Origin of the sequence: Streptomyces sp. CB02959, from assembly GCF_002803155.1 — a bacterium.
Taxonomy (GTDB): domain Bacteria; phylum Actinomycetota; class Actinomycetes; order Streptomycetales; family Streptomycetaceae; genus Streptomyces.
This window is the reverse complement of record NZ_NNBP01000003.1, coordinates 47,282-60,750: the sequence shown is the minus strand read 5'-3', so window position 1 is coordinate 60,750 and position 13,469 is coordinate 47,282. Positions and strand designations below refer to the sequence as shown.

Below are 13,469 nucleotides of genomic sequence, written 5' to 3'. Positions count from 1 at the left end.
ATGGGTAAGGCCCGGTCGGCCGCGGCCATGGGGGACGCGGGAGGGGAGTGGAAGGTGGCGACGCAACAGATCAGGCGATGGGAGTCGGGGGCGCTCGCCCACGCGGTCACGGATCCGTTCGGCCAGGGCCCGCTGCCCTGGCTGCGCGGCAGCGAGACCTACTTCGACTCCGGCCGGATCATCCCTTGGTACGTCGATCCGGCGGTCGCCCACGGGGACCTGCGGCTGCCCGTGCTCCGAAAACACAACGGCCCCCGCACCGCCGACGACGTCCACCGCCAGATCAAGGGCTTCACGGTCCCCGGCGCGGTGGCCCCCGGCGAGGCCATCGACTTCCGGGTCTCGGTCGACCCGCCGCAGCCCTTCAGCATCGACGTCTACCGCATCGGCCACTACGCCGGCACCGGCGCCGCCAAGATCACCACCAGCCCGCGCCTCGCCGGCATCGTCCAGCCGGCCCCGCTGCTCGTCGACCGCACCGTCTCCTGCCACCACTGGTGGCTGTCCTGGCGCCTCCAGGTACCCACGTACTGGCGGCTCGGCGCCTACGTCGCCGTCCTGACCACCGCCGACGGCCGCTACCGCTCGCACATCCCCTTCACGGTCCGCGACGACCAGCCCGCCGACCTCCTGCTGCTGCTCCCCGACATCACCTGGCAGGCGTACAACCTCTACCCCGAGGACGGCCGGACCGGCGCCAGCCTGTACCACGCCTGGGACCAGAAGGGCGCCCTCCTCGGCGAACGGGACGCCGCCACCACCGTCTCCTTCGACCGCCCCTACGCCGGCGCCGGCCTCCCCCTCCACGTAGGCCACGCCTACGACTTCATCCGCTGGGCCGAGCGCTACGGCTACGACCTCGCCTACGCCGACGCCCGCGACCTGCACGCCGGCCGGGTCGACCCCACCCGCTACCGCGGCCTGGTCTTCCCCGGCCACGACGAGTACTGGTCGGTGCCCATGCGCCGCACGGTCGAGGCCGCCCGGGACGGCGGCACCTCCCTGGTCTTCCTCTCCGCCAACACCATGTACTGGCAGGTGGAGCTCTCCCCGTCGCCGGCCGGCCCCGACTCCCTGCTCAACTGCCGCAAACGCCAGGGCCCCGGCCGCCCCGCCCTCTGGCGCGAACTCGGCGACCCCGAGCAGCGGTTGATGGGCATCCAGTACGCCGGCCGGGTCCCCGAGCCCGCCCCCCTCGTCGTCCGCAACGCCGACCACTGGCTGTGGGAGGCCACCGGCGCCCACGAGGGCGACGAACTCCCCGGCCTGGTCGCCGGCGAGGCCGACCGCTACTTCCCGCGCACCAGCCTCCCCGCGCACACCCGCCGCATCCTGCTCTCCCACTCCCCGTACCGCGACGGCGAGGGCGTCCGCCGGCACCAGGAGACCTCCCTGTACCGCGCACCCAGCGGCGCCCTGGTCTTCTCCTCCGGCACCTTCGCCTGGTCGCCCGCCCTCGACCGCCCCGGCCACATCGACCAGCGCGTCCAACGGGCCACCGCCAACCTCCTCGACCGCATCTGCAAACGCGACTGAGCCCGCGTCGCACCCGCCGCCCGGCCCGACCGCACCGCACGGCCCTGCACCCGGCCCGCGCTACCGCGCCGCGTACTCCCCCAACTCCCGCGCCAGCGCCACCGTCAGCGCCCGGAAGATCCGCACCTCCGGATTCGGGTCCCCGGACCGCGTCGCCAGCACGCTCTGCGCGCTCGGCGCGTCCAGCACCGGTACGAACACCGTCCCCGGCCAGGGGTAGTACCGCGCGAAGGACTTCAGCCCCGACCCCGCCCCGCGCCCCGCCGCCACGCTCGTCAGCACGTCGTGCGGGTTCAGCGCGCAGTCCGGCGCCCGCCGCTCGCCTTCCTGGAAGTAGAGGTAGTCGACGAACGGCCGCGGGGTCCGCGCCGGCAGCCGCAGGAACGGCAGGTCGAGGACGTCCGCGACCCGCAGCCCGTCCCGCGCCGCGTCCGCCAGCGGCGACCGCGCGGAGACCGCCACGATCCGCTGCTCGGTCGTCAGGACGTCCACCTCGATGCCCTCGGCCCGCACCAGGGGCCGGACGAACGCCACGTCCACCCGGTCCTCGCGCAGCGCACTGCAGTGCTCGGTGAAGTCCAACTGCACCAGCGACACCGGCACGTCCGGCCGGGCCCGCCGGAAGGCGCTCACCGCGGCCGGGGTCACCTCCGCCGACCCGTGGCTCATCACCCCGACCCGCAGCCCGCGCCCCGGCGCCGTGCGGCCCCGGACGGCCTCGGTCACGTCCTCCACCGCGGCGTTCGCGGCGGCCAGCAGCGTCCGGGCGTGCGACACCAGCCGCTGCCCGGCGACGGTCGGCACCACCGGGCCCCGGCCGCGGTCCAGCAACCGCGTCCCGAACTCCCGCTCCAACTGCTGCACATGCTGGGTGACCGCGGCCGGCGACAGGAACAGCCGGGCCGCCGCCCGCCCGAAGTGCTGCTCCTCGACCACCGCCAGGAACGAAGACAGCCGCCGAAGATCCATATGCGCCACGATAGGCCGGGGCCAAGGCTTCCGCCCCGGGCCGTTCACATTTCCTGAACGGAGGCGGCGCGCCCGCCCGCCCGCGCCGTACAACGTCTCCCATGCCCCTGTCACACACCCCGACGGCCCGGGTCGGCGCGGCCGCCACGGCGGCCCCGGCGCCCCGCCACTGGCTCCGCGCCGGCTGGCTGATGACCGCCTCAGGGTGGAGCGCCAACCAGTACTCCTCCCTCCTCGGCGCCTACCGCGCTCACCTCGGTCTGACCGCCGCCACCACCACCGCCCTCTTCGCCGTCTACGTCGTCGGCCTGATCCCCGGCCTCCTCGTGGGCGGCCCGCTGGCCGACCGCCACGGCCGCCGACGGGTCGCCTTCACCGCACTGGGCCTCTCAGCCCTGGCGACCAGCCTGCTGATGGCCGGGCCGGCCGCCCCGCCGCTGCTGTGGCCCGGCCGCTTCCTCACCGGCGTCGGCGCCGGCACCCTGCTCACCGCCGGCAGCGTCTGGATCAAGGAGCTCTCCACCCCGCCGTACGGCACCGCGCCCTCCGCCGGCGCCGCCGCCCGCCGCTCCGGCCTCTTCCTCTCCGCGGGCTTCGCCACCGGCGGCCTGGCCGCCTCTCTGATAGCCCAGTGGGCCCCGCACCCCATGGTCCTGGCCTACGTCCCGCACCTGGTCCTGGTCGCGGCCGCCGCGCTGAGCGCCGTCCGCGCCCCCGAAACCGTCCCGCCCCGGCCCCCGGACACCACGGCCCCGGAACCCGCCGTCCCCGCCTACCGGACCCCGTTCCGCCGCCTCGTCGTCCCGGTGGCCCCCTGGGTGTTCGCCGCCCCCGCGATCGCCTTCGCCGTCCTCCCGGGCCTCGTCGACACCGGCCTGCACGGCTGGCAGACCGTCTACGCGGGGGTCATCACCGCCGTCACCCCCGGCGCCGGCCTCCTCGTCGCCCCGCTCGCCCGCCGGCTGAGCGCCCGCCACCGCCTCGCCACCGCCGCCACCGGCCTGCTCGTCACCGCCGTCGGCCTGCTGACCGGAGCCCTCGCGGTGGCCCATGCGCAGCCCGCGGTGGCCCTGCTCGCCGCCGCCCTGCTCGGCACCGGCTACGGACTGTGCGTCGCCTACGGCCTGACCGAGGTCGCCGCCCTGGCGCTCCCGCACCATCTGGCCCGCCTCACCGCACGCTTCTGGGCCGTCTGCTACCTGGGCTTCTGCACCCCGTACGCGGTCACCCTGCTCGGCTGCGCGTTCACCCCGCCGACGATCCTCGCCGGGATCGCCGTCGTGGCCCTGCTCACCCTCGCCGCCCTGCTGCGTCCCGGAGCCAGATCCTCCGTTTGACCCTCCCGAGGAACGGTCCACCGCCCCCCGACGGCGACCCTGCGGCGGAGCCGCCACCGCGCGTACGGGAGAATCGCCAGGACTCCTGGATCAACCTACGCGGAGGCAGCGTGTCCGGATTCGTAGAAAAGCCCGAGCCCGTGCAGGTCCCGGGGCTCACCCACCTGCACACCGGCAAGGTGCGGGACCTCTACCAGAACGCCGACGGCAACCTGGTCATGGTCGCCAGCGACCGCATGTCCGCCTACGACTGGGTGCTCCCCACCGAGATCCCCGACAAGGGCCGGGTCCTGACCCAGCTGTCCCTCTGGTGGTTCGACCAGCTCTCGGACCTGGTCCCGCACCACGTCCTGTCCACCGAGGTCCCCGAGGGCGCCCCCGCCGACTGGGCCGGCCGCACCCTGGTCTGCCACTCGCTCGCCATGGTCCCGGTCGAGTGCGTCGCCCGCGGCTACCTCGCCGGCTCCGGCCTCGTCGAGTACCGGGAGTCCCGCACGGTCTGCGGGGTGGCGCTCCCCGAGGGCCTGACCGACGGCTCCGAGCTCCCCGCGCCGATCTTCACCCCGGCCACCAAGGCCGCCGTCGGCGACCACGACGAGAACGTCTCCTACGAGGAGGTCGCCCGCCAGGTCGGCGCCGAAACCGCCGCCCAGCTCCGCCAGCTGACCCTCGCGGTCTACGGCCGGGCCCGCGACATCGCCCGCGAGCGCGGCCTGCTCCTCGCCGACACCAAGTTCGAGTTCGGCTTCCACGAGGAGCGGCTCACCCTGGCCGACGAGGTCCTCACCCCCGACTCCTCGCGCTTCTGGCCCGCCGACCAGTGGCAGCCGGGCCACCCCCAGCCGTCCTTCGACAAGCAGTTCGTCCGCGACTGGCTGACCTCGCCCGCCGCGGCCTGGGACCGCACCGGCGAGCAGCCCCCGCCGGCCCTCCCCCAGGAGATCGTCGACCGCACCCGCGCCAAGTACCTGGAGGCGTACGAGCGCCTCACCGGCCGCGCCTGGGCCTGACGCTCCGGCCCGGTGCCGACCACCGGCACCGGGCCACGAAGAAGGCCCCGGTCGTGATGACCGGGGCCTTCTCTCTCTGAGCGGACGACGAGGCTCGAACTCGCGACCTCAACCTTGGCAAGGTTGCGCTCTACCAACTGAGCTACGTCCGCATGCTCCGTGCCGGGCGTCCGTTTTGGTCGCCGCTGCGCGGTGCGAGCCCCACTATAGCCAACTTCCCGGCGCCCGATGCACGTCTGTGCCCACCGGCCCCGCCGTCGCGCCGCGGACCCGCGGCCGCCGCCCGCACCGGCTCCACCGCGCTCCGCCCGGCCGGCTCCCGCCCCACCGGTCCAACTCCTTCCCCGGACCCGGGCATTCGACCTCCCTCTGGCCCGACCCAGTCGACCGGACTCCTGAGCCCGCCCCGCCCACCGTCCGCGGGCCCCGCCCCTCGGGCCCCGGCGATGTGTCCACCGCCACACGCGCTCCCCGGCCCGCCCGTCCACCGACTCCGCGCTTTTCCCCGGCGAAAGCCCCGCAGTGCGAACGCGGACCGCCCCGGGCGCCGCGGGCAAGATCCCCGGATCCCGGTGGGTTTTCGACCGGGAAAACGACAAAGGCCCCGGTCGTGATGACCGGGGCCTTTTCTCTGAGCGGACGACGAGGCTCGAACTCGCGACCTCAACCTTGGCAAGGTTGCGCTCTACCAACTGAGCTACGTCCGCAGGCATCCACTCGGCTTTCACCCAGTGGCGCGACAGCTACTCTACCTGATCCTTTGGACCGGAAGAACTGTCAGAGCGGGTGACAGGGATTGCACACTGCGCCTCCCCCTTGGAAAGGGGGCGCTCTACTACTGAGCTACACCCGCGTGACTCCTCGGGATCCGGCCTTTCGGCCTCGCCCCTCGGCGTGCTCCAGACTCTAGCTGATCAGTAGGGGTGCTGTGCAAGTCGGTGGTGTGCCGGCCCGCGGACGCCGACAAGTCGGTTAGTGATTGGCCGCGTTGAAGGCTTCGTAGACCTTCTTGGGGATCCGGCCGCGCGGCGGGACGTCCATCTGGTGGGAGCGGGCCCAGGCGCGCACGGCCGCCGGGTCGGGGTTCACGGCGGTCCGGTGGAAGGTCTTGCCGGACTTGGCCCGCTTGCGGCCGGCCTCCACGAACGGGGCGAGGGCGCCGCGCAGTTTCTTCGCATTGGCGGGATTGAGGTCGATCTCGTACGACTTCCCGTCCAAACCGAAGATGACCGTCTCTGCGGCTTCTCCTCCGTCGATGTCATCGGAGAGCGTTACTACTACGCGCTGCGCCACGGATATCGGTCCTTTCGTGGAGCGACCCCTTGTTGACGTGGGGTGATGCTCCGGATCCGGCTGATTGGGATCAATGCTTTTTCATTTGTACAGCGATGGGCATTGCATTGTGAAGCCCATTTAATTTCGTCAGCGTGTCTTGCCGCAATGTGGCCCCCCGTTCTTTTCGGAGATTTTTCCTGGCGTGCACTCCCGTCGATACCGGTCCGTGGTCGGGCGCTCTGGATATCTATGCGCGTAGATTTTCGAACACGGTACTGTGAGGGCACCGCCTTACGCACCACACCACCGGGAGTGCCAGTGGCACGCGTCGTAGTCGACGTCATGCTCAAGCCGGAGATCCTCGACCCGCAGGGGCAGGCGGTGCAGCGCGCACTGCCACGCCTGGGCTTCGAGGGGATCGCCGACGTCCGTCAGGGCAAGCGTTTCGAACTTGAGGTGGAGGGTCCGGTCGACGACGCCGCCCTCGCCCGCATCCATGAGATGGCCGAGACCTTCCTCGCCAACACCGTCATCGAGGACTTCACCGTCCGGGTCGACGAAGCCGTGCGAGCCGAGTCATGACAGCTCGCGTCGGAGTCATCACCTTTCCCGGCACGCTCGACGACCGCGACACCCAGCGCGCGGTCCGGGCGGCCGGGGCCGAGGCGGTGCCGCTCTGGCACCGCGACAAGGACCTCCACCAGGTCGACGCCGTGGTCCTGCCCGGCGGCTTCTCCTACGGGGATTACCTGCGGGCCGGAGCGATCTCCCGGTTCTCGCCGGTGATGGAGACCGTGATCGAACAGGCTCGGGCCGGGATGCCGGTCCTGGGCATCTGCAACGGCTTCCAGGTGCTCACCGAGACCCACCTGCTGCCCGGCGCGATGCTGCGCAACAACCACCTGCATTTCATCTGCCGCGACCAGAAGCTGCGGGTGGAGAACGCCACCACCTCCTGGACCGCCGACTACGCGCAGGGCCAGGAGATCAGCATTCCGCTGAAGAACATCGACGGCCGCTATGTCGCCGACGAGCGGACGCTGGACATGCTGGAGGCCGAGGGCCGGGTGGCCTTCCGCTACGCCACCGGCGGCCCGGCCGCCGACGGATACGGAAACCCCAACGGTTCGCTGCGCGACATCGCCGGCATCACCAATGAGGCGGGCAATGTCGTCGGCCTGATGCCGCACCCCGAGCACGCCGTCGAGCCGCTGATCGGCACCGGCCGCACCGACGGCCTCGGGTTCTTCACCTCGATCCTGAAGAAGCTGGTCAACGCATGAGCCTCGACACCGTCAAGCACGCAGCCGAGACGCCGGAAGCCGACCAGCCCTGGGCCGAACTCGGCCTCAAGGAGGACGAGTACGCGCGGATCCGGGAGATCCTCGACCGGCGCCCGACCGGCGCCGAGCTCGCCATGTACTCGGTGATGTGGTCCGAGCACTGCTCCTACAAGAGCAGCAAGGTCCACCTGAAGCAGTTCGGCGAGAAGGCCCCCGAGAACGACGCGCTGCTCGTCGGCATCGGGGAGAACGCCGGCGTCGTGGACGTCGGCCAGGGCTACGCGGTCACCTTCAAGGTCGAGTCGCACAACCACCCCTCGTACATCGAGCCCTACCAGGGCGCGGCCACCGGCGTCGGCGGCATCGTCCGCGACATCCTCGCCATGGGTGCCCGCCCGGTCGCGGTGATGGACCCGCTGCGGTTCGGCGCCGCCGACCACCCCGACACCAAGCGGGTGCTGCCCGGCGTGGTCGCGGGCATCGGCGGCTACGGCAACTGCCTGGGCCTGCCCAACATCGGCGGTGAGGTCGTCTTCGACCCCTGCTACCAGGGCAACCCGCTGGTCAACGCGCTCTGCGTCGGCGTGATGAAGCACGAGGACATCCACCTCGCCAAGGCGTCCGGTGCCGGCAACAAGGTCATCCTGTACGGGGCCCGGACCGGCGGCGACGGCATCGGCGGCGTGTCCGTGCTGGCCTCGGAGACGTTCGACGACAGCAAGCCGGCCAAGCGGCCCGCCGTCCAGGTCGGCGACCCGTTCCAGGAGAAGCTGCTCATCGAGTGCACCCTGGAGATCTTCCGGGAGAAGCTGGTCGCCGGTATCCAGGACCTCGGTGGCGCCGGGCTGTCCTGCGCCACCAGCGAGCTGGCCAGCGCCGGTTCCGGCGGTATGCGGGTCGAGCTGGACACCGTTCCGCTGCGCGACTCCTCGCTCTCGCCCGAGGAGATCCTCATGAGCGAGTCGCAGGAGCGGATGTGCGCGATCGTCGAGCCGGACAAGGTCGACCGCTTCCTGGAGATCTGCGAGAAGTGGGACGTCATCGCCACCGTCATCGGTGAGGTGACGGACGGCTCCCGCCTGGAGATCTTCTGGCACGGCGAGCAGATCGTGGACGTCCCGCCGCGCTCGGTCGCCCACGAGGGCCCGACCTACCACCGGCCGTACGCCCGCCCGGACTGGCAGGACGCCCTCCAGGCCGACGACGCGGCCAAGCTGCCCCGCCCCGCGGACGCCGCGGAACTCCGCTCCCAGGTGCTCCGGTTGGTCGGCTCGCCCAACCAGGCGTCCAAGGCGTGGATCACCGACCAGTACGACCGCTTCGTCCAGGGCAACACCGTGCTGGCGCAGCCCGAGGACTCCGGCATGGTCCGGATCGACGAGGACACCAACCTCGGTGTCGCGGTCGCCACCGACGGCAACGGCCGGTACGCCAAGCTCGACCCGTACGCGGGCGCGCAGCTGGCGCTGGCCGAGGCGTACCGCAACGTCGCCGCCACCGGCGCCCGGCCGCTGGCCATCTCCGACTGCCTGAACTTCGGCTCGCCCGAGGACCCGGCGGTGATGTGGCAGTTCGCCGAGGCCACCCGTGGTCTCGCGGACGGCTGCCAGGTGCTGGGCACGCCGGTCACCGGCGGCAACGTCTCGCTGTACAACCAGACCGGTGACGTCGCGATCCACCCGACCCCGGTGGTCGCGGTGCTCGGCGTCATCGACGACGTCACCCGCCGCACCCCGGTCGGTTTCGCGGAGGAGGGGCAGCTGCTCTACCTCCTCGGCGACACCCGCGAGGAGCTGGGCGGTTCGGCCTGGTCGCAGGTGGTCCACGACCACCTCGGCGGGCTGCCGCCGCAGGTCGACCTGGAGCGGGAGCGGCTGCTGGCGGAGATCCTGATCTCCGCCTCGCGGGACGGCATGGTCGACGCCGCGCACGACCTCTCCGACGGCGGCCTGGTCCAGGCGCTGGTGGAGTCGTGCCTGCACGGTGGCAAGGGCGCCCGCCTGGTCGTCCCGGACGACCTCGACCCGTTCGTCTTCCTCTTCTCCGAGTCGGCGGGCCGGGCGGTCGTCGTGGTACCGCGCAGCGAGGAGCTCCGCTTCACCGACATGTGCGGTGCGCGGGGGCTGCCGGCCACCCGGATCGGCGTCGTGGACGGCGACGCGCTCGCGGTCCAGGGGCAGTTCGACATCCCGCTGGACGAGCTCCGGACGGCCCACGAGGCCACCATCCCGGGGCTGATCGCCTAGCGCCGCGCCGACGGGGCCGGTTGCGCGCCCCGTCGTCCTTCCGGCCGGAACGGCCCGCCAGGAGTGCCTGGCGGGCCGTTCCGTCGTTTCCGGGGCGCTCGCCGCGGCCTTCCACCGTTCGTTAACGGCTTGCTCGTAATTACGTAATTGCGTAATCTCGTGCCGTGGATCTGGAACAGCGGGTGGCCGAGCTGGAGCGCCGCCTGGCCGAGCTGGAACGGGCGGCCGGGGAGACCGGTGCCGCCCCCGCGGCGCCGTCGCCGATCCGCCCGTCCCGGCGGGACCCCGGTGACGCGCTGTGGGCCCTGAACGGGTTGAAGGACCAGCTCGCCGGTCTCGGCGCGGTCAACGGGGGAGTGCTCTTCACCGGCGCCGTACGGACCCCGGCCGGTCTGCGCTACGAGTGGCAGTACGGGCTGCCCACCGACACCGTCATGGACGGTGACTGGGCGGCGGCCGCCGAGTCCTTCGCGGCGCTCGGCCAGCCTGTACGGCTGCGGCTGCTGCGCGAGATCCTCGGCGGTCGCTGCACCGCCGCCGAACTCACCGAGCTCGACGGCATGGGCACCACCGGCCAGATCTACCACCACCTGCGGCAGTTGACCGCTGCCGGCTGGTTGCACACGGCCGTACGCGGCCGTTACGAAGTGCCGGTTGAGCGGGTCGTCCCGCTGCTGGTGATGCTGACTGCCGCCGGGCGCTGACGCCCGGTCGACCTAGGGGAGGTCCACTTGTCCGAGAACCGTTCGCTCTGGCCCGCAGCCATAGCCCTCGCCGCACTGGGTGCCGCGCTGTTCACCTTCGCGGTGCAGCTCCACGCGGCCGACGAGGAGACCTACGTCGACGGGCTCTCCTACTTCGCCGGCACGGCGTGGGGCCTGGCGCTGGCCGTGGGGGCGTTCGCATGGCAGGGCCGCCGCCTCAGCAGCAGCTGACGGCCGACGCCGCCGGGCCGGGAGCCGGGCGGCACCGCTGACAGCCGGCCCGGGAATCCCCGGGCCGGCTGTCAGCGGTGCGGCCTAGGCTGGCTCCATGTCTCCCGCCACCCGTGGACCGCGCCCCCGCCGGTACGACCCGGCCAAGACCCGAGCCGCCGTGACGTCCCAGTACGCCCAGGTCTGCCGGGTCGTGGGCGAGCTGACGCCGGAGCAGTTCGCGCTGCCGACCAGGCTCGGCGACTGGACGGTGCGGGAGCTGGCGGCGCACCTGGCCATGGGGGTCGGCAGTGTGGCGCGCGCCCTGCGGCTGCCGGCCCCGGCCGAGCCGGAGTTCACCCTGCTCGACTGGCCCGCCGCCACCGCGCGGTACGCCGCCAGCGTGGACGAGCGCGTCCACGAACTGGCCGCCGGGAACGACCCGGTGGAGCTGCTGGAGCGCACCGCCGAGGAGCTCGCCGAGGTGCTGCCGACCGAGCCGGACGACCGGGTCATCGCGTGCCTGCCCGGCGCGATGCTGCTCGGCGACCACCTGGTCACCCGCTGCCTCGAACTCATCGTGCACGGTGACGATCTGGCCGTCGCCCTCGGCCGGGAGATCCCCTTCGACCGGCACGCCCTGGCCACCACCGCCCGGCTGCTGGCCGACGGGCTGGCCGTCAAGGCGCCCGGCGGATCCGTCGAGGTCCGGGTGCCGCCGTTCGCCGTGGTGCAGTGCGTGGCGGGCCCCCGGCACACCCGCGGCACCCCGCCCAACGTCGTCGAGACCGACCCGCTGACCTGGATACGCCTGGCCACCGGCCGGCTGGACTGGGCCGAGGCGGTGGACGCGGCGGCGGTCAGCGCCAGCGGCGAACGGGCCGACCTCGGCGGCCTGCTGCCCGTCATGAGCTGAGCCGGGCGCGGGGCGGGACCGTGCGCCCGGCGCCCGCTCCGCACCCGCCGGACCGGCGTCCTTCGGTCACCGCTTCGGATAGGGCAGCAGCGTGCGGTCCACCCCCTCCCAGGCCGTCCGCAGCCGGGCCAGCAGCTCCGGCTCGTGCCCCGCCCGGTCGGCTTGCTCCCGGGGGTCGGCGGTGAGGTGGAAGAGCTGGTCGTGGCCGCTCTTGCCGCGGTAGTACTTCCAGTCGCCGCGGCGCAGCGCCCGTTCGCCGCGCACCCGCCAGAACAGGTCCCGTTCGGCCGGGCGCTCCCCGCGCAGCAGATAGCCGGCCAGGCTCGTCCCGTCCAGGGGATACGCGCGGTCCGGGCGGGCGCCCGCGATCTCCAGCAGGGTGGCCGTCCAGTCCGGGCTGAACACCGGCTCGTGGCTGACCTGCCCGGCGTCGATCCGCGCCGGCCAGCGCACGATCGTCGGCACCCGGATCCCGCCCTCCTGGAGCGACGTCTTGTTGCCGGAGAGCGGCCAGTTGTACGACCAGCGCTCCCCGCCGTTGTCGCTGCCGAAGAAGACGAGGGTGTCCTCCTCCTGGCCGGAGCGCCGGAGCGCGGCGAGCACCTCGCCCACCGACCGGTCCAGGTCCTCGACCATCTCGCGGTACTTCTCCAGCGAACCGCCGTCCTCGTGGAACAGCGCGCTCCGGTCACCCGCCTTGATCCGGCGGACGATCTCGGCGCTCTCCTCGGTGTCGCCGTCCGCGATCCACGGCCAGTGCGGCGTCGTGTAGTTGAGGTTCAGCAGCCAGGGCCGGTCCGCGTCCCGCCCGCCGGAGCGCTTCGCGGCCGCGGTGACGTGGTCCACCGCCCGCTCGGTGAGGATCCGGGTGTAGTAGCGCAGGTCCCGGTATTCGGCGTCGCCCTCGTAGAGGTCGTACTCCCCGGCGAGCCCCAGCTTGGAGTAGTACTCCAGTGCCCCGCCGAAGTTCCCGAAGAAGGTGTCCCAGCCGGACTTGGTGGGGCTGTGGTCCGGCAGGTAGCCGCAGTGCCACTTGCCGATCAGCGCCGTGGCGTAGCCGGCGCCCCGCAGCAGCGAGGCGAGCGTGGGGTGCCCGGGCTCCAGCCCCACGCTGCGGTCGGCGATCGGCTCGGCGAGCCCGCCCTCGGTCCGGCCCGGATAGCGGCCGGTGTAGAGCGAGAAGCGGGTGGGCGAGCAGGTCGCCGACCCGGAGTACCCCTGGGTGAAGCGGACGCCCTGACGGGCCAGCCGGTCCAGGTGCGGCGTCCTGATGCCGGACGCGCCGTACGAGGAGAGGTCGGCCCAGCCCAGGTCGTCGCCGAGGATGAACAGGATGTTGGGCCGCCGCGAGCGCCGTCCGGGCGCGGCCCGGAACGGCCGCTCCGCGGGCTGCGGCGGCGCGGCGGCAGCGGCGGCCGGCGCGCCCGCCAGGGCACCCAGGCCGCCCACGGCGGTCGCGGCACCGGCGCCGGCGAGCCCGCCGAAGGCGCGCCGGGAGAGGCCGGGCGGCCGGGGGGCGCCGGACTCGTGGTCGGGGGTCTCGTGGGCAGGGTCGACGGAAGGCATCGGTGCGGCGCTCCAGGGAAGTCGTGACGGCCGTGACGGCGCGCGTCGGCCCCCGGGGACGGCGGGAGACGGGCGGGCGGGCGAGACGTCGCGCATCTCACACCGGCCATGCAAGGGACATCGCGGACATATGTCGCCAAGTGCGGGGCGAAGCCCCGGCGAGGAACCGGGGAGAAACGCGAAAGTGCAGCTCAGAGGGGGCGGCGCGGCTTCAGGCGCGGCGCGCGGCCACCGTTGTCACCCGCGGCGACAGATCGCGCTGGCCACGCGACCGAGGTCGACGTGGCGGCGCCGCACGAGGCGCGGCGCGAGGCGGGGCACCCGGTGACACGCCAGGCGCGCCAAGGGTTGCGGGGTCTGCATGGGCCGAAATCCTGGCCGTGCGGCCGTGGGCACGTCAAGCATGCTTAACGCCCC

13 protein-coding genes and 3 tRNA genes are annotated in these 13,469 nt (G+C 72.9%); 9 read left to right on the top strand and 7 right to left on the bottom strand.

The genetic code is table 11. From position 1 onward, the window contains the following. Positions 1–54: 54 nt before the first annotated feature. Positions 55–1,536 carry a N,N-dimethylformamidase beta subunit family domain-containing protein gene (locus tag CG747_RS06005; RefSeq protein ID WP_100600904.1) on the top strand — a complete coding sequence of 494 codons (1,482 nt, stop codon included), beginning with the start codon at positions 55–57 and terminating at the stop codon, positions 1,534–1,536. Between the two features lie 60 nt (positions 1,537–1,596). On the opposite strand, the gene CG747_RS06000 is transcribed toward CG747_RS06005, so the two are convergent. Continuing rightward, the gene (locus CG747_RS06000) at positions 1,597–2,505 is read right to left on the bottom strand and encodes a LysR family transcriptional regulator (protein WP_100600581.1); all 909 of its coding nucleotides are present in this window, start codon (positions 2,503–2,505) and stop codon (positions 1,597–1,599) included. Between the two features lie 101 nt (positions 2,506–2,606). Here CG747_RS06000 and CG747_RS05995 point away from each other — a divergent pair, with 101 nt between their 5' ends. Together CG747_RS05995 and CG747_RS05990 are read left to right on the top strand one after the other, a co-directional pair. After that, complete coding sequence (locus CG747_RS05995; RefSeq protein ID WP_100600580.1) at positions 2,607–3,842, top strand: MFS transporter; 1,236 nt, start codon at positions 2,607–2,609, stop codon at positions 3,840–3,842. 110 nt (positions 3,843–3,952) lie between these two features. Then, a complete protein-coding gene (locus CG747_RS05990) occupies positions 3,953–4,852 on the top strand; it encodes a phosphoribosylaminoimidazolesuccinocarboxamide synthase (protein ID WP_100600579.1) in 900 nt (299 codons plus the stop codon). A 79-nt stretch (positions 4,853–4,931) separates the two neighbouring features. Here the strand turns inward: CG747_RS05990 and CG747_RS05985 are convergent. The 4 genes from CG747_RS05985 to CG747_RS05970 all read right to left on the bottom strand — a co-directional run bounded on the left by CG747_RS05985 (position 4,932) and on the right by CG747_RS05970 (position 6,145). Next, positions 4,932–5,004 (bottom strand) — tRNA-Gly (locus CG747_RS05985). 482 nt (positions 5,005–5,486) lie between these two features. Continuing rightward, positions 5,487–5,559 (bottom strand) — tRNA-Gly (locus tag CG747_RS05980). A gap of 74 nt (positions 5,560–5,633) precedes the next feature. Further along, a tRNA-Gly gene (locus CG747_RS05975) sits at positions 5,634–5,705 on the bottom strand. A gap of 119 nt (positions 5,706–5,824) precedes the next feature. After that, a complete protein-coding gene (locus tag CG747_RS05970; protein WP_100600578.1) occupies positions 5,825–6,145 on the bottom strand; it encodes an Lsr2 family protein in 321 nt (106 codons plus the stop codon). A 300-nt stretch (positions 6,146–6,445) separates the two neighbouring features. On the opposite strand from CG747_RS05970, the gene purS reads away from it, so the two are divergent. The 6 genes from purS to CG747_RS05940 all read left to right on the top strand — a co-directional run bounded on the left by purS (position 6,446) and on the right by CG747_RS05940 (position 11,486). Beyond that, positions 6,446–6,709, top strand: a complete 264-nt coding sequence (gene purS / locus CG747_RS05965) for a phosphoribosylformylglycinamidine synthase subunit PurS (RefSeq protein WP_016573038.1) — start codon at positions 6,446–6,448, stop codon at positions 6,707–6,709. After that, a complete protein-coding gene (gene purQ, locus CG747_RS05960; protein WP_100600577.1) occupies positions 6,706–7,410 on the top strand; it encodes a phosphoribosylformylglycinamidine synthase subunit PurQ in 705 nt (234 codons plus the stop codon). Before purS ends, purQ begins: the two co-directional genes overlap by 4 nt. After that, complete coding sequence (gene purL / locus CG747_RS05955; RefSeq protein WP_100600576.1) at positions 7,407–9,656, top strand: phosphoribosylformylglycinamidine synthase subunit PurL; 2,250 nt, start codon at positions 7,407–7,409, stop codon at positions 9,654–9,656. The genes purQ and purL overlap by 4 nt, the downstream gene beginning before the upstream one ends. A 164-nt stretch (positions 9,657–9,820) precedes the next feature. Further along, positions 9,821–10,360 (top strand): helix-turn-helix transcriptional regulator, encoded by a 540-nt coding sequence (locus CG747_RS05950; RefSeq protein ID WP_180985408.1) that lies wholly within the window; start codon positions 9,821–9,823, stop codon positions 10,358–10,360. Between the two features lie 27 nt (positions 10,361–10,387). Then, positions 10,388–10,591, top strand: coding sequence for a hypothetical protein (locus CG747_RS05945; RefSeq protein WP_100600574.1), 204 nt, complete (start codon positions 10,388–10,390; stop codon positions 10,589–10,591). Positions 10,592–10,688: 97 nt separating this feature from the next. Further along, positions 10,689–11,486, top strand: coding sequence for a maleylpyruvate isomerase family mycothiol-dependent enzyme (locus CG747_RS05940; RefSeq protein WP_100600573.1), 798 nt, complete (start codon positions 10,689–10,691; stop codon positions 11,484–11,486). A 66-nt stretch (positions 11,487–11,552) separates the two neighbouring features. On the opposite strand, the gene CG747_RS05935 is transcribed toward CG747_RS05940, so the two are convergent. After that, positions 11,553–13,052, bottom strand: coding sequence for a sulfatase (locus CG747_RS05935; protein WP_100600572.1), 1,500 nt, complete (start codon positions 13,050–13,052; stop codon positions 11,553–11,555). Positions 13,053–13,289: 237 nt separating this feature from the next. Continuing rightward, entirely contained in the window at positions 13,290–13,415 is a 126-nt protein-coding gene (locus CG747_RS50925) for a putative leader peptide (protein WP_362302748.1), read from the bottom strand. Positions 13,416–13,469: the final 54 nt, after the last annotated feature.